Genomic DNA, 16,314 nt, shown 5'->3' on the forward strand with positions numbered 1-16,314 from the left:
GACCCGAGTCATGTCATGTACACGATGTGGACCGTAGACCTGTTCGTCCGGGACGGAAAGCCCTTGAGCAGCGATCCGGTCGAACTTTTTCCCGCGTCAGGACAAAGCGGGGTGAGGGCAGGGGTGGGCGCGGGACGGCCACGGAGCTCCCCTCCCGGCCCGCCCCGCCCCGGCACCACCGCCCTGACCGGGGGCTGGTCAGTCGCCGCCCCCGAAGGCCGCGTCGAACGACGCCGCCGGCGGATCGAAGTCGTACCGCTTCAGCGTGGCCAGCGCTTCCGGCGCACCGGCCAGCCGGTCCATCCCGGCGTCCTCCCACTCCACGGAGACCGGCCCGTCGTAGTCGATGGACCGGAGCATCCGGAAGACGTCCTCCCAAGGCACGTCGCCGTGTCCGGCCGAGACGAAGTCCCAGCCGCGCCGGGGATCGCCCCAGGGCAGATGCGAGCCGAGCCTGCCGTTGCGGCCGTCGAGGCGCTTGCGTGCCTCCTTGCAGTCCACGTGGTAGATCCGGTCCCGGAAGTCGTAAAGGAAGTTGACCGGGTCCAGGTCCTGCCAGACGAAGTGGCTGGGGTCGAAGTTCAGCCCGAACGCCGCCCGGTGGCCGACGGCCTCCAGTGCGCGGTGCGTGGTCCAGTAGTCGTACGCGATCTCACTGGGGTGCACCTCGTGGGCGAACCGCACGCCCTCCGCGTCGAAGACGTCCAGGATCGGGTTCCACCGCTCGGCGAAGTCCTCGTACCCCCGCTCGATCATGTGCGGCGGAACGGGCGGGAACATCGCGACCAGGTGCCAGATCGACGAGCCGGTGAAGCCGACGACGGTACGCACCCCGAAAGCCGCGGCCGCCCGCGCGGTGTCCTTGATCTCCTCGGCGGCCCGGCGGCGGACCCCTTCGGGCTCGCCGTCGCCCCAGATCCGCGCGGGCAGGATCCCCCGGTGCCGCTCGTCGATCGGGTCGTCGCAGACGGCCTGGCCGACCAGGTGGTTGGAGATCGCCCAGCACTTCAGTCCGTACTTGTCGAGCAGCTGCCGCCGGCCGTCCAGATAGCCGGGGTCGGTCAGCGCCTTGTCGACCTCGAAGTGGTCGCCCCAGCAGGCGAGTTCGAGGCCGTCGTAGCCGAAGTCCCGGGCGTGCCGGCAGACCTCCTCCAACGGAAGGTCGGCCCACTGGCCGGTGAAGAGTGTGAAGGGACGGGGCATGGGCCGGCCTCCTAGAGAACCACGGGTGTGTGTACGGAGTTCTTCTCGGCGCTCTCCTCGACGGCTGCGAGCACCCGCTGCACCTGGAGTCCGTCCGCGAACGACGGTGCGGGGGCGGTCCCTTCGGCGATCGTGCGCACCAGGTCGCGGGCCTGGTGCACGAAGGTGTGCTCGTAGCCGAGGGCGTGGCCCGGCGGCCACCACGCCTCCAGGTAGGGGTGTCGGGGTTCGGTGACCAGGATGCGCCGGAACCCCGCCGTGGCGGCGGGTTCGGTGTGGTCGTGGAAGGACAGCTCGTTGAGCCGTTCCAGATCGAAGGCGAGCGAGCCGCGCTCCCCGTTGATCTCCAGCCGCAGTGCGTTCTTCCGCCCGGCCGCCATCCGGGTCGCCTCGAAGGAGGCCAGCGCCCCGGAGGCGAGCCGGCCGGTGAACAGCGCCGCGTCGTCGACGGTCACCGCCCCCAGCACACCGGTGTCCGCCGCCCCGGAGAGCCCGGCCGACGGGCCCGCGAGCCGGGGCCGTTCGCGTACGAAGGTCTCGCTGACCGCCGACACCCCGACCAGCGGCTCCCCCGCCAGATACTGGGCCAGGTCGACGATGTGGGCGCCCAGGTCGCCGAGCGCGCCCGAGCCGGCGCGTTCCCGCTCCAGCCGCCAGGTGAGCGGTGATTCGGGGTCTACGAGCCAGTCCTGGAGGTAGGCGGCGCGGACGTGCCGCAGGGTGCCGAGCCGCCCCTCGGCGATCAGCTGCCGGGCGTACGTGATCGCCGGCACCCGGCGGTAGTTGAAGCCCACCATCGCGACCTGGCCGCGGGCGGCGGCGCGCTCCGCGGCCTCGGTCATCGCCTCGGCCTCGGCGACCGTGTTGGCGAGCGGCTTCTCGCACAGCACGTGCTTGCCCGCCTCCAGGGCGGCGATGGCGATCTCGGCGTGGCTGTCGCCGGGGGTGCAGATGTCGACGAGTTGCACATCGTCCCGGGCGATGAGGGCGCGCCAGTCGGTCTCCGCCGCCGCCCAGCCGTGGCGGGCGGCGGCCGCGTCGACCGCGGCCCGGTCGCGTCCGCAGATCGCGGCGAGAGCCGGCCTCATCGGCAGGTCGAAGACGTGTCCCGCGGTGCGCCAGCCCTGTGAGTGGGCGGCGCCCATGAACGCGTATCCCACCATGCCGACGCCGAGCACCGGCGCACTCGTCGCCGGCCGCCGCGTCGGTGGCGCTGCGGCCTCCTGATCCGTCTCTTCCCTACGGGCCATCGGGGCCTCCTCCTCGTCGGTCGTTCGATGAATACGGCAGGAGAGCTGGTCAGCGCCCTCCTGCGGGGCGGATCAGCTGAAGCCCGTCGGCAGGTACTGGTCGATGTTCTCCTTGGTGACCACTGCCGAGTAGAGGGTGAGGCTGGTCGGGATCTCCAGCTCGGCCAGGCCGCCGACGCCCTTGCCCTGGGCCAGCGCACGGGCCAGGTCGATGGCGGACGCGGCCATCGTCGGCGGGTAGAGCACCGTGGCCTTCAGGACGCTGTCGCCGGCCTTGATGGCGTCCATCGCGGACTTGGCCCCGGCGCCGCCGACCATCAGGAACTCGTCGCGGCCCGCCTGCTGGATGGCGCGCAGCGCGCCCACGCCCTGGTCGTCGTCGTGGTTCCACAGCGCGTCGAACTTCTTCTGCGCCTGGAGGAGCTGGGCCATCTTCGCCTGGCCCGACTCGACGGTGAAGTCGGCTGCCTGACGGGCCACCAGCTTGATGTTGGGGTAGTTCTTCAGCGCGTCGGCGAAGCCCTGGCTGCGCTGCTTGGTGAGCTCCAGGTTGTCGATCCCCGCCAGCTCGACGACCTTGGCGTCCGCCTTGTCCTTGAGCTGTTCACCGATGTACGTGCCGGCGTTGAGGCCCATGCCGTAGTTGTCGCCGCCGACCCAGCAGCGGTAGGCCTGCGGGGAGGCGAAGATCCGGTCCAGGTTGACGACGGGGATGCCTGCCCGCATGGCCTCCAGGCCGACCTGGGTGAGCGCCTTGCCGTCGGCGGGGAGGATGACGAGGACGTCGACCTTCTTGTTGATGAGGGTCTTGACCTGGCCGATCTGGGCGGCGGTGTCGTTGGAGCCCTCGGTGGACTCCAGTGTCACCTCGGAGTACTTCGCCGCCCGCGACTTGGCGTTCTCATTGATCGCGTTGAGCCAGCCGTGATCGGCCTGGGGACCGGCGAAGCCGATGGTGACGGGCTTGCCGGGCTTGTCGTCGGCTGCGGGGCCGGTGTTCTTGGCGGTGTCCTCGGTCTTGGGGTCGTTGCTGGTGCAGGCGGTGAGCAGGGCGCCCGCGGAGACGGCTGCGGTGCCGAAGAGCAGTCGTCTGCGGCTGGTTTCTGGCATGGCTGTCGAACCCTTCATCCGGTGCGTGGCATCTGGCGTGGCGGGAGGGGCTGTGGGGCGGTGACGGGTCAGGTCTCGCCGTGCGCCGATGTGCGGCGCTGGACCAGGACGGCGGCGACGATGATCGCGCCCTTGGCGATCTGCTGGACGTCGCTCTGCAGGTTGTTGAGCGCGAAGATGTTGGTGATCGTGGTGAAGACCAGGACACCGAGCACGGAGCCGACGATGGTGCCGCGCCCGCCGCTGAGCAGGGTGCCGCCGATGATCGCGGCCGCGATGGCGTCGAGCTCGTACAGATTTCCGTTGGTGTTCTGGCCCGAGCCGGACAGGATGATCAGCATGAAGGCGGCGATGCCGCAGCACAGCCCGGAGAGCAGATAGAGGAAGAGCCGCTGGCGCCGTACGTCGATGCCGGCCAGCCTGGCGGCCTCCGCGTTGCCGCCGACCGCGACCGTGCGCCGTCCGAAGGTCGTACGGTTCAGAACCAGCCAGCCGACGACGGTCACCGCGGCGAACATCATCACCAGCGGCGGGATGCCGAGGAAGTACGAGTCGGGCAGGCCCAGGTCGAGGACCGATTTGACGGTGACGATCTGGGTCTTCCCGTCGGTGATCTGCAGGGCGAGCCCGCGGGCCGAGGCGAGCATGGCCAGCGTCGCGATGAACGGCACCATCCGCCCGTACGCGATGAGCAGCCCGTTCACCAGCCCGGCACCGAGTCCGACGATCACCGCGGTGAACAGGATGCCCGCGAAGCCGTACTCCTGGGTGGCGACCGTGGTCGCCCAGACGGAGGCGAGTGCGACCATCGCGCCTACCGACAGATCGATGCCGCCGCTGGTGATGACGAAGGTCATCCCGACGGTGACGACGCCGATGACGGAGGACTGGGTCAGGATCAGCTGGAGGTTCCCGGTGTCCAGGAAGGCGTCGGGCTCGGTGAACCCACCGACGACGACCAGCGCGGCGAGGACGCCGAGGAGCGAGAGGTTACGGACATCCAGGCGCCGGCCACTGCTGCGTGCGGGGCCGTCCTTCTCCCGGGGTCCGGGTACCGGGGCGACGGCCCCCTTGTCCGGCCCGCCCTGCTGCGTCGGGGAAACGGGCTGCGTCATGACGTCGGGCTCCCTTCCATCACTAGGTCGAGTACGCGGTGCTCGTCGAGCTCCCGGGCGTCGGCCGTGTGCACGACGCGGCCCTCGCGGAGCACCAGCACCCGGTCGGCGAGGCCCAGCACTTCGGGCACCTCGCTGGAGACGAGCAGGACGGCGAGGCCCTCGTCGGCCAGCCGGCGGATCACGGCGTACAGCTCGGCGCGGGCGCCGACGTCCACACCGCGGGTCGGTTCGTCGAGCAGCAGCACCCGGCAGCCGCGCAGCAGCCAGCGGGCCAGGACCGCCTTCTGCTGGTTGCCGCCGGAGAGCGTGCGGACGGGGGTGTCCGGGTTGTCGGGGCGCAGGGAGAGTTCGCGGGTGGCTTCGCGGGCCGCCCGGCGTTCGGCCCCGCGGTCGATCCAGCCCGCCCTGGAGAAGCGGGACATCGCGGAGACGGAGACGTTGCGGGTGACGGATTCGAGCATCAGCAGGGCCTGCGCCTTGCGTTCCTCGGGGGCGAGGCCGATTCCGGCGGCGACGGCCGCGCGGACGCTGCCGGTCCTCAGCTGCTTGCCGGCCACGGTCACCCGTCCGGCGCTCGGCCTGCGGGCGCCGTAGACGGTCTCCAGGATCTCGGAGCGCCCCGAGCCCACGAGTCCGGCCAGTCCCACGATCTCGCCCGGCATCAACTCCAGGTCCACCGGGGCGAATTCGCCCTTCCTCGTCAGCCCCTCGACCTTCAGTACGGGCTCCGTCCCGGCCGTGCCCGCGCGGTCCGTGGTGCGCGGCGGGAAGACGTACTCGACATTGCGGCCGGTCATCATGGCAACGATGTCGCGTGTCGGGGTGGTCTCGGCGGGCAGTCCGACGGCCACGGCCCGGCCGTCCTTGAGCACGGTTACCCGGTCGCCGATCCGGCGGATCTCCTCCAGGCGGTGCGAGATGTAGACGACGGCGACGCCGTCGGCGGTGAGCGAGGCGACGGTGCGGAAGAGGTTGTCGACCTCGTCCGGATCGAGTGCGGCGGACGGCTCGTCCATGACGATGAGCCGGACGTCGTGCGAGAGCGCCCTCGCCATCGAGACGATCTGCTGCTGGGCGGCGGACAGTTCGCCGACCGGGCGGGCCGGGTCGATCTCCGGGTGGCCGAGCCGCTTCAGCAGAGCGGCGGCGGCCGTGCGGCCCTCGCGGGTGCGGACGACGAAGCGGGCGGTGGTGGGTTCATGGCCGAGGAAGACGTTCTCGGCCACGGACAGCCCTTCGACCAGGTCGAGTTCCTGGTAGATGGTGGCGATGCCCAGCCGCATCGCGGCGATGGGCGACTTCAGCGCGACCGGTTCGCCGCGCCAGGTGATCTCGCCGTCGTCGGGCTGGTGAGCCCCGGCGAGCACCTTGATCAGGGTGGATTTGCCGGCGCCGTTCTGCCCGAGGAGACAGTGGACTTCGCCGGCCTGGACCTCCAGGTCCACGCCGTCGAGGGCGCGCACTCCGGGGAACGACTTGGTGATGCCGGACATGGTGAGCAGGGGTGGTTCTGGTGCCATGACGAATCCCCTCGGCGAATGGGGTCTCCCCTGTTCGGACACGTCTGTCGGGACGTGTCCGGGAGCTCGGGGAAGGCCGATGAGCGGGCAGGGCTGTACCAGGTGCGGTGGTGCGGGTGTTCCGGCGCTCCCGGTGTTTCCGGGGCGCGCCCGTGCGTGGCCGGCCCGGGGTCAGGCCGGTGAGAAGAGGTGGTCGCTGATGAGCCGGGCGGCGCCGATCACTCCGGCGGCCGGCCCCAACTCGCCCAGCACGATAGGGAGATTGCCGGTGGCCAGCGGCAGCGACTGCCGGTAGACCTGGGTCCGGACGCTGGCGAGGAGGGTGTGGCCGAGGCCGGTCACACCGCCGCCGATCACCACCAGACCGGGGTTGAAGAAGCTGACGAGTCCCGCGATGACCTGGCCGACCCGGTTGCCGCCTTCGCGGATCAGGTCGAGCGAGGTGGCGTCACCGGCGGCCGCGGCGGCCGCCACATCGGCGGCGGTGAGTTTCCCGGCCGCTTCGAGACGGCCGGCGAGCTCCGCCGACCGCCCGGTACGGGCCGCGTCCTCGGCGTCGCGGGCGAGCGCGGCACCGCTGAAGTGGGCCTCCAGGCAGCCCCGGTTGCCGCAGGCGCATGCGCGCCCCTCGGGTTCCACCTGGATGTGGCCGATGTCTCCGGCGCTGCCCGTCGTACCGCGGTGGACATCGCCGCCTACGACGATGCCGCAGCCGATGCCGGTGCCGATCTTGACGCAGAGGAAGTCGCCCACGGAGCGCGCGACACCCGCGTGCTGCTCCCCCATCGCCATCAGGTTCACATCGTTGTCGACCATGACGGGGCAGCCCAGTTCCTGGCTGAGCGCCTCGCGGACCGGGAAGCCGTCCCAGCCGGGCATGATCGGCGGTGCGACCGGTACGCCTTCGGGGAAGCGGACCGGGCCGGGTACGCCGATGCCGGCGCCGTCGAAACCCTCGGCGACCCCCGAGGCCCGGAGCTTGGCCGCCATGGACAGCACCTGCTCGAAGATGGCGACGGGGCCCTCGCGTACGTCCATCGGATGGTTGAGGTGGCCCAGTACCTCCAACTCGGCGTTGGTGACGGCCACATCGACGGATGTGGCTCCGATGTCCACGCCGAGGAAGCGCAGTTGCGGAGCGAGCCGGATGTTGTGCGAGCGGCGCCCGCCGCGGGATGCGGCGAGGCCGTCGGCCACGACAAGTCCGGTGTCCAGCAGCCTGTCGACCTCGACGGCGAGCTTGGAGCGGGAGAGATCCACCTGATCCCCCAGCTGTGCCCGGGAGTTGGGCCCGCCGTCGCGCAACAGCCGCAGCAGTCGCGCCTGATGTGCATTCGCGGGTCGTGCAGTCATACGTCTCACGCGCCCCTCCCCGCCACATCGGCCTGTCCGTCGGGCTTTCGAGGGGAACGTAGCAGCGGTTGCCGGGAGTGGGAAGAAGTTGCGCAGGAATCCACCACAACTTTCTCCACACCGAGGACAAAGACGGGCGGTGGGGTCGCCGCCCCACCGGCCGACCGGCCGTCTCAGCGCAGGATTCCGGCCTGCCGGGCGGCCCGAAGCCAGGACGGGAACTCCGACAGGACCCGGTCGTACAGCTCCTGGTCGGAGATCTGCTCGATGTCGTCGACGGCGAAGAAGCCGACGTTGTCGACCCGGCGGCCCGGCATGGTGTCGAACCGTTCCAGCACACCGTACTGAGAGCTGCCGAGCCCGACGAACTGCCAGAACACCGGCTCCTCGGCGGCCGCCCGCAGCTCCTGCTCGATCTCCCGGTTGCGGTGGACACCGCCGTCCGAGAAGAACAGGACCAGCGTCGGGTCGGGCACCGGACGGTCCCGCACGAAGGCCCGCACCTCGGCGATGACCTTCTGTTCCTCGTTCTGGATGCCGACCGTACGCATGTCGATCTGACCGGGCACCAGTCCCCTGGGCGGCTTCCTGCGGCCGAAACCGAAGATCTGGCCCACGCGTACGTGCAGCCCGAGCCACTCGGGCAGATCACCCACGGCGAGGTCGGGGAGGCGGGCCGGGTTGGTGGCGAACGTCCACGCCTGCATCCGACCGTCGTCGTCGAGCTGCGCCGCGACGGCCACCATCCGCTCGGCGACACCCGCCACCGTGCCCCGCCGGTAGAGACCGCCCATCGAACCCGATGCGTCGAGGACGAGGACGACGCGTGCCCGCAGCTCCGGTACGCCGTGTTTGCTCAGGCTGACCAGGACCTGTTCCCTGCGCAGCGACAGGCGCTCGCGCATGTCCACCGGCAGCCGCTCCTCGCCCTTGGTGAGCCGGGGGCCGGGCCCGCCGCCCCCGGTGCGCTCCGGCGCGGGCCACGAAGGCGGTGCGGGAGGGGGGAACAACGGGGCGGGGGTGGGGGGCGGAGTCGTCGCGGGGTGCGGGCCCGGCCCGGCCGCGGGCGGTTCCTCGTCGACGCTGATCCCGAAGTCGGTCGCCAGTCCGGCCAGTCCGTCGGCGTACCCCTGGCCGATCGCGCGGAACTTCCAGCCACCGTCGCGGCGGTATAGCTCGCCGCCGACCAACGCGGTCTCCGTACCGGCGGCGATGTCGAAGCGTGCCAGCTCGGCACCGGACGCCGCATCGAGCAGCCGCAGACACAGCCCCGGCACCTTACCGAACGTGCCGCCGTCGGCGGAGGCGCAGAGCGCGACACGTTCGACGTCCGGCCCCAGCGCACCCAGCCGGACGTCCAGCGATTCGCTGCCGGGCCGTTTGCCGAGGTGGCTCACGGCGCCCGACGCGTGTTGCGGCTGGTTGTAGAAGACGAAGTCGTCATCGGACCGCACCCGCCCGCCGCGGGTCAGCAGCAGGGCGGAAGCATCCACGTCCGGGACTCCCGGCCCCGCCGACCAGTCGAGTACGGCCCTGACCGCGGAGGCCACGACCGGCACGTTGGCGCCTTTGCTCAGTATCTTCACACCGGCAAGTCTGCCTGCCGCCCCGCGCACACGGCCCGCGCGGGACAGCCCTCAGCTCTCGTCGCGCCGGTGGTACGCCGCGCGCGTGTGTTCCGTGTGGGAGCGCATGATCTCCGTGGCCCGCTGTCCGTCGCGCGAGGAGATCGCCTCGATGAGCGAGCGGTGCTCCAGCCAGGACCGGGTGCCGCGCCGGGCGGCCACCGGGGTGCAGTACCAGCGGACGCGGCGGTCCACCTGGCCGGCGAGCCCGGCCAGGACGACGTTGCCCGCCAGCTCCATGACCTTGGCGTGGAAGGCCGCGTCGGTGGCGACCGCCAGGTCCACGTCGCCGTCGGCGACGGCCTGCTCGCCCTTGGCGCAGAGCTCCTCCAGGGCCGCGATGCCGGCCGCGTCGGAGTCGGCCGCGGCGAGGCGCGCGGCCTCGGCCTCCAGAACGGTGCGGACCGAGAGCAACTGGTCCGCCTCCTCCTCCGTGGGTTCGTGCACGAACGCACCCTGGGCGGGCCGGAGATCGACCCAGCCCTCGGTGTTCAGCCGCTGCAACGCCTCGCGCACCGGCTGGCGGGACACCCCGAGATGGCCTGCCAACTCGCTCTCGACCAGGTGCTGGCCGGGGCGGAGCACACGCGTCGTCATGAGTTCGAGCAGCGCCTCATACACGCGTTCGCGCAATGGACCGGGCCGTTCCAGCTTCGGCACGGCCCCCTGCGGCAGCCCTGCGGACAACATCCCGGTCCCCCTCCAGCCGATAAGCACCCATTGCATATCGTCTACAGACTACCGAGCGCAATGCCCCTCAGGGACAGCGGATCACCTGACCCGCGTACGAGAGATTCCCGCCGAAGCCGAAGAGCAGAACCGGCGCGCCGCTGTCGACCTCGCCGCGTTCCACCAGCTTGGACAGGGCCATCGGGATCGAGGCCGCGGACGTGTTGCCGGAATCCACGACATCCCTGGCGATGACCGCGTTGACCGCGCCGATCTTCCTGGCGACCGGTTCGATGATCCTCAGGTTGGCCTGGTGCAGCACCACCGCCCCCAGCTCCTCGGGCGCCACACCGGCCTTCTCGCACACCTTGCGGGCGATCGGCGGCAGCTGCGTGGTGGCCCAGCGGTAGACGGACTGCCCTTCCTGCGCGAACCGCGGCGGCGTCCCCTCGATCCGTACCGCGTTCCCCATCCCCGGCACCGAACCCCACAGCACGGGCCCGATCCCGGGCCGGCCCTCCGCGCCCGGCTCCGCGACGACGACCGCCGCGCCGGCACCGTCGCCGAGCAGGACGCAGGTGCTGCGGTCGGTCCAGTCGGCGATGTCCGCCATCTTGTCGGCGCCGATGACCAGGACTCGTTCGGCGGCCCCGGCCCGGATCGCGTGGTCGGCGGTGGCGAGGGCGTGGGTGAAGCCGGAGCAGACCACGTTGATGTCCATCACCGCGGGCGAGCCCATCCCGAGCCGGGCGGCGACGCGCGCCGACATGCTCGGCGAGCGGTCGATCGCGGTCGAGGTGGCGACCAGGACCAGATCGACCTCGGCCGGCTGGAGCCCCGCCGCGGCCAGCGCCTTGGCCCCCGCGTGCGCGGCCATCTCGTCCACCGGCTCGTCCGGTCCACCGACGTGGCGGGTCTTGATGCCGACGCGACTGGTGATCCACTCGTCGCTGGTGTCGACCATGGCCGCCAGATCGTCGTTGGTGAGCACCTTGGCGGGCTGATAGTGGCCGAGCGCCACGACACGTGAGCCGGTCATGTACGGGGTCCCCTCGCTACGTATGGCAGGAACCATCCAGTCTTGGTCGCTACCGCTCGGTACACGTGCACGTGTTCCCACAGGAATAGCGCCCGACCGTTGGAGAGTTGACAACAGCCTCGATCTCCCGGAAGGGATATTGCAGACAATATTCTGTCGACCGGCAGGGTCGGGCGGTGACCGCCGCTCTCTGCGCATGCTGCGGCACCGGCTGCGATGTCACACTCCATGTACAGGACAGCAGGAACAGCAAGAACAGGTCCGGCTCGGCTTCCAGCCCGTCCCGGCTTCCATCACGTACAGAATCGGGTTCAACCGCCATGGGACGGGTCACCGAGCGTCGCCGCACCATCCGCATCCGGGACGGGGCCGTCTCCACCCGCCCCGACACCCTCGTCGCCGAGGAGCCCCTGGAGATCCGGCTGAACGGAAGGCCGCTCGCCATCACGATGCGCACGCCGGGCGACGACTTCGCGCTGGCGGCGGGGTTCCTGGTGAGCGAGGGCGTCATCGGTGACGGCTCCGAGGTGCAGTCGATCGTCTACTGCGCCGGTGCGACGGCCGACGGCGTCAACACGTACAACGTGGTGGACGTGAAGCTCGCCCCCGGCGTCGCGGTCCCCGACATCACGCTCGAACGCAATGTGTACACCACCTCGTCCTGCGGGCTCTGCGGCAAGGCGAGTCTCGATGCGGTACGCACCACGACCCGGCACCCGGTCGCCGACACTCCCCCGCTCCGGGTCGAACCGGCACTGCTCTCCGCCCTCCCCGACCGGCTGCGCGCCGCCCAGCGGGTCTTCGACCGGACCGGGGGCCTGCACGCGGCGGCACTGTTCTCCGAGACGGGCGAACTGCTCGACATCCGGGAGGACGTCGGCCGGCACAACGCGGTCGACAAACTGGTCGGCCGGGCACTGACCGACCAGCGGCTGCCGCTGTCCCGGGCGATTCTGCTGGTGTCGGGGCGGGCCTCGTTCGAGCTGGCCCAGAAGGCGGTGATGGCCGGGATCCCGATGCTCGCGTCGGTCTCGGCGCCGTCGTCCCTCGCCGTCGACCTGGCGGCCGAGACCGGACTGACCCTGGTCGGCTTCCTGCGGGGTCCGTCGATGAACGTGTACGCGGGCGAGCACCGCATCGCCCTGGAGGCGACAGTGGCCCAGGACTGAGGCGACCGGCCCGCCCGGCGGAGCATCCCCGGGCGGGCCTCGCCGTCAGCTCGCCACGGCGGGCCGGGGCGACACCGGTCCGCTCACCGGCTGCTCCTCGCGCGCATCGCGCGAGCGGCGCTTGGCGATCACCGCGCACACCATCAGCTGCATCTGGTGGAAGAGCATCAGCGGCAGCACGGCGAGGGACGCCTGCGCCCCGAACAGCACGCTCGCCATCGGCAGCCCCGAGGCCAGGCTCTTCTTCGAACCGGCGAACTGGATGGCGATCCGGTCCTCCCGGTCGAAGCCGAGCCGCTTCGCCCCGTGCCAGGTCAGCGCGAGCATCAGCGCGAGCAGCAGCACCTCGGCGCCGAGCAGCGCCGCGAGCCGGGCCGGCGTGACCTGGTGCCAGATGCCCGCGACCATGCCCTCGCTGAAGGCCGTGTAGACGACGAGCAGGATCGAGCCGCGGTCGACATGGCCGAGGACCTTCTTGTGGCGGGTGATGAAGCCGCCGATCCAGCGGCGCAGCAACTGCCCGGCGACGAACGGCAGCAGCAGCTGGACCCCGATCTTCAGCAGCGCGTCCGCCGAGAATCCGCCGCCGTCGTTGCCGAGCAGGGCGGCCGCGAGCAGCGGGGTGAGGAAGATCCCGGCGATCGAGGAGAAGGAGCCCGCGCAGATCGCCGCGGGCACGTTGCCCCGGGCGATCGAGGTGAAGGCGATCGACGACTGGATGGTCGACGGGACCAGGCAGAGGAAGAGGAAGCCGCTGTAGAGCTGCGGCGTCAGGACGTGCGGAACGAGCCCCCGGCCCGCCAGTCCGAGCAGCGGGAACGCCACGAAGGTGCAGATCAGCACCGTGAGATGGAGTCGCCAGTGCTTCAGTCCGTCGAGCGCCTCAGCGGTGGAGAGCCGGGCGCCGTACAGGAAGAAGAGAAAGGCGACCGCCCCGGTCGAGGCACCGCCCGCCACGTCGGCGGCGGTCCCCGACGCGGGCAGTATCGCCGCGAGCACGACGGCGCCGATCAGCGCCAGGATGTACGGGTCGAGCGGCAGCCAGGACGGCAGCTTCAGGGTGCGGCGGCTCATGTGCTCCACATGTTCTCTTGGTTCCGGTCGTGCCCGCTCCATGCTGCTCCCGATCGGGGCGATCGGGAATCCCGCACACCGCTCTCACTGTCATCACGTTGCGCGATAGCCTGGTTTCATGTACGAACCGGCACAGCTCCGTACCTTTCTCGCCGTCGCCCAGACGCTGAGCTTCACCCGGGCCGCCCGCCGTCTGGGGGTACGGCAGTCCACGGTGAGCCAGCACGTGCGGCGCCTGGAGGATGCGGCGGGGCGGCAGTTGTTCACCCGGGACACCCACCGGGTCGACCTCACCGTGGACGGCGAGGCGATGCTCGGCTTCGCCCGGACGATATTGGAGGCCCATGAGCGGGCCGCGGCGTTCTTCACCGGCACCCGGCTGCGGGGGCGGCTGCGGTTCGGGGCCTCCGAGGACTTCGTGCAGACCCGGCTGCCGGAGATCCTGGAGTCGTTCCGCCGCGACCACCCGGAGGTCGAGCTGGAGCTGACGGTGGAGCTCTCCGGGACGCTGCATCAGCGGCTCGCGGCCGGCCGGCTCGATCTGGTCCTCGCCAAGCGGCGCGCAGGTGACACGCACGGCGAACTGGTCTGGCAGGACGCGCTGACCTGGATCGGCGCACCGCAGCTGCGGATCGACCCGGACCGTCCGGTTCCGCTGATCCTCTTCCCGCCGCCGGGCATCACCCGGGCCCGCGCCCTGGAGGTGCTGGAGGAGCACGGCCGGTCCTGGCGGGTCGCCTGCACCAGCACCAGCCTGAGCGGGCTGATCGCGGCGGCCCACGCGGGGCTGGGCGTGATGGCCCACAGCCGGGGGCTGATCCCGCCGGGCCTTGCGCAGGTGCCGGCCAGGGCGGGCCTGCCGGAGCTGGGCGGGGTGGACTTCGTCCTGTCGCACGGCCGCCGGCGCGACGGGGCGCACGAGGCCGCGGACGCCCTGGCGGCGGCGATCCTGGCGGGCGGCGACCGGCTGATCCGGGGCGTCGGCACGCTCGGTTCGGTCAACGGCCGGGAGAGCGCATGACCGCCTGCGCGCACGGGAAGCAATGGACGGCAGAGGTCACGGAACCGGTCCACCCGATCCGGGACGGATGAGGGCAGAACACCGCGTATGCGTCCGGAACGGGAGTGGTAGCGGCGTACAGATTCGGTGGAGATTCCAGTGCCTGCCGCTCACCCTACGTGTCCGGCCACGCCCGAGCCTTGCCCATCTGGCCGGATTTCGGTGACTGGCCTGTGCATATGACAGGTTGTCCACCGATTCGGGGCCCTCCCGCCGCGCCGCCCGGTGGGGTAGCGTCACGGCGCTGTGCGGAGCGCCACAAGGAGCAGGTCATTGCGCGAGTTCACTGTCCCACCCATGGCGGCCGCGCCCCTCGTGGGCGGCCTGGCCGATGTGGTGTTCGACCATGCCGAAGAGGACCCGGACCGGGTCGCGCTCGGTCGGAAAGACGCGAGCGGACAATGGCGGGATGTCACTGCTGCGGCGTTCCGTGACGAGGTGCTGGCGCTGGCCAAGGGGCTGATCGCGCACGGCGTCAGGTTCGGCGACCGGGTGGCGCTGATGTCGCGCACGCGCTACGAGTGGACGCTCTTCGATCTCGCGCTGTGGACGGTCGGCGCCCAGTCCGTACCCGTCTATCCGACGTCCTCGGCCGAGCAGGTGCTGTGGATGCTGCACGACTCCGAGGTGTCGGCCGTCCTGGTCGAGCACGAGGACCACGCCATGACGATCGCCTCGGTGATCGACCGGCTGCCCGGACTCAAGCGGCTCTGGCAGCTGGACGCCGGCGCCGTGTCCGAGCTGGTCGACGCGGGGGCGGACGTCGAGGACGAGGTGGTGCACCGCCACCGCCGCGCGGTGACGCCCGATTCGGTGGCGACCGTCATCTACACCTCGGGGACGACGGGACGCCCCAAGGGCTGCGTGCTCACGCACGCCAATTTCATGTTCGAGACGGACACCATGGTCGCCCGCTGGAAGTCCGTCTTCCGCTCCAGGCCGGGTGACGAGGCGGCGACGCTGCTCTTCCTGCCGCTGGCACACGTCTTCGGCCGGATGGTCGAGGTCGCGGCGATCCGCGGCCGGGTGCGGCTGGGCCACCAGCCGGAGATGTCGGCCAGGGCGCTGATGCCGGACCTGATGTCGTTCCGGCCGACGTTCATCCTGGCGGTCCCGTACATCTTCGAGAAGGTGTTCAACGCCGCCCGGCGCAAGGCCGAGGCGGAGGGCCGGATCGGGCCGTTCGACAAGGCCGTGGACATCGCGGTGAAGTACGCGGAGGCGCTGGAGGCGCGGGCGTTCGGCACCGGTCCGGGGCCGTCCGCCGGGCTGCGGATGCAGCACCAGTTCTTCGACAAGGTCGTGTACAGGAAGGTTCGCGACGCGATGGGCGGCCGGATACGGCACGCCATGTCCGGCGGTTCGGGGATGGAGCGGCAGCTCGGCCTGTTCTTCGGGGGCGCCGGCGTCACGGTGTACGAGGGCTACGGGCTGACCGAGTCGACCGCCGCGGCCACGGCCAATCCGCCGGAGCGCACCAGGTACGGCACGGTCGGGCTGCCGATCCCGGGGACGACCGTGCACATCGCCGAGGACGGCGAGGTGTGGCTGCACGGCGGCAATGTGTTCGGGGGCTATCTCGGCGATCCGAAGGCCACCGACGCGGTGCTGCGCGAGGGGTGGCTGGCCACCGGGGATCTCGGCTCGCTCGACGAGGACGGCTATCTGACGATCACCGGACGGAAGAAGGAGATCCTGGTGACGTCGGGCGGCAAGAGCGTGTCGCCGACCGGTCTGGAGGAGCGGGTGCGGGCGCATCCGCTGGTCGCGCAGTGCATCGTGGTCGGCAACGACCGGCCGTACATCGCGGCCCTGGTCACGGTCGACCAGGAGGCGGTCGACCACTGGCTCACGATGCAGGGGCGGGCGCCGCTGAAGCCGGAGGAACTGGTGCGCGATCCGGATCTGGAGACGGAGGTCCGGCGGGCGGTGGTGGCCGCCAACACGGCGGTCTCGCAGGCCGAGTCGATCCGTACGTTCCGGATCCTGGCGCACCCCTTCAGCGAGGAGCACGGTCTGCTCACCCCGTCGCTGAAGCTGAAGCGCCGGGCGATCGAGACGGCGTACGCGGCGGAGGTCGACGCGCTGTACCGCTGAGACCCGGCGGGCCCCGGCGGTACAGCG

The 16,314-nt window shown here is 71.1% G+C and carries 13 protein-coding genes; 3 read left to right on the forward strand and 10 right to left on the reverse strand.

What is annotated here, in order from left to right:
• Positions 1-198: 198 nt before the first annotated feature.
• The 9 genes from OG842_RS06350 to OG842_RS06390 all read right to left on the reverse strand — a co-directional run bounded on the left by OG842_RS06350 (position 199) and on the right by OG842_RS06390 (position 10,887).
• Positions 199-1,203: a sugar phosphate isomerase/epimerase family protein gene (locus OG842_RS06350; protein WP_266728243.1), complete on the reverse strand. Its 1,005-nt coding sequence runs from the start codon at positions 1,201-1,203 to the stop codon at positions 199-201.
• A gap of 11 nt (positions 1,204-1,214) precedes the next feature.
• On the reverse strand, positions 1,215-2,453 hold the full coding sequence (locus OG842_RS06355; protein ID WP_266728245.1) for a Gfo/Idh/MocA family protein: 1,239 nt from the start codon (positions 2,451-2,453) through the stop codon (positions 1,215-1,217).
• 72 nt (positions 2,454-2,525) lie between these two features.
• Positions 2,526-3,563: a substrate-binding domain-containing protein gene (locus OG842_RS06360; RefSeq protein WP_266728246.1), complete on the reverse strand. Its 1,038-nt coding sequence runs from the start codon at positions 3,561-3,563 to the stop codon at positions 2,526-2,528.
• A 68-nt stretch (positions 3,564-3,631) separates the two neighbouring features.
• Entirely contained in the window at positions 3,632-4,678 is a 1,047-nt protein-coding gene (locus OG842_RS06365; RefSeq protein WP_266728248.1) for an ABC transporter permease, read from the reverse strand.
• The gene (locus OG842_RS06370) at positions 4,675-6,201 is read right to left on the reverse strand and encodes a sugar ABC transporter ATP-binding protein (RefSeq protein ID WP_266728250.1); all 1,527 of its coding nucleotides are present in this window, start codon (positions 6,199-6,201) and stop codon (positions 4,675-4,677) included. Before OG842_RS06370 ends, OG842_RS06365 begins: the two co-directional genes overlap by 4 nt.
• Positions 6,202-6,372: 171 nt before the next feature.
• On the reverse strand, positions 6,373-7,554 hold the full coding sequence (locus tag OG842_RS06375) for an ROK family transcriptional regulator (protein ID WP_266728252.1): 1,182 nt from the start codon (positions 7,552-7,554) through the stop codon (positions 6,373-6,375).
• Positions 7,555-7,727: 173 nt separating this feature from the next.
• Positions 7,728-9,140 (reverse strand): VWA domain-containing protein, encoded by a 1,413-nt coding sequence (locus OG842_RS06380; RefSeq protein ID WP_328512109.1) that lies wholly within the window; start codon positions 9,138-9,140, stop codon positions 7,728-7,730.
• 51 nt (positions 9,141-9,191) lie between these two features.
• A complete protein-coding gene (locus tag OG842_RS06385; RefSeq protein WP_266728256.1) occupies positions 9,192-9,869 on the reverse strand; it encodes a GntR family transcriptional regulator in 678 nt (225 codons plus the stop codon).
• A gap of 67 nt (positions 9,870-9,936) precedes the next feature.
• Positions 9,937-10,887, reverse strand: coding sequence for a beta-ketoacyl-ACP synthase III (locus OG842_RS06390; protein WP_266728258.1), 951 nt, complete (start codon positions 10,885-10,887; stop codon positions 9,937-9,939).
• Between the two features lie 320 nt (positions 10,888-11,207).
• Between OG842_RS06390 and fdhD the strand changes: the two genes are divergently transcribed.
• Positions 11,208-12,056: a formate dehydrogenase accessory sulfurtransferase FdhD gene (gene fdhD / locus OG842_RS06395; protein WP_266728260.1), complete on the forward strand. Its 849-nt coding sequence runs from the start codon at positions 11,208-11,210 to the stop codon at positions 12,054-12,056.
• Positions 12,057-12,101: 45 nt separating this feature from the next.
• On the opposite strand, the gene OG842_RS06400 is transcribed toward fdhD, so the two are convergent.
• Positions 12,102-13,130 carry a bile acid:sodium symporter family protein gene (locus OG842_RS06400; RefSeq protein WP_266728262.1) on the reverse strand — a complete coding sequence of 343 codons (1,029 nt, stop codon included), beginning with the start codon at positions 13,128-13,130 and terminating at the stop codon, positions 12,102-12,104.
• Between the two features lie 118 nt (positions 13,131-13,248).
• On the opposite strand from OG842_RS06400, the gene OG842_RS06405 reads away from it, so the two are divergent.
• Positions 13,249-14,151, forward strand: a complete 903-nt coding sequence (locus OG842_RS06405) for a LysR substrate-binding domain-containing protein (RefSeq protein WP_328512110.1) — start codon at positions 13,249-13,251, stop codon at positions 14,149-14,151.
• A gap of 336 nt (positions 14,152-14,487) precedes the next feature.
• On the forward strand, positions 14,488-16,287 hold the full coding sequence (locus OG842_RS06410) for an AMP-dependent synthetase/ligase (RefSeq protein WP_266728266.1): 1,800 nt from the start codon (positions 14,488-14,490) through the stop codon (positions 16,285-16,287).
• The last annotated feature ends 27 nt before the right edge of the window (positions 16,288-16,314 follow it).

Origin of the sequence: Streptomyces sp. NBC_00376 (assembly GCF_036077095.1) — a bacterium.
In the GTDB taxonomy this organism is placed as follows: Bacteria; Actinomycetota; Actinomycetes; order Streptomycetales; family Streptomycetaceae; genus Streptomyces.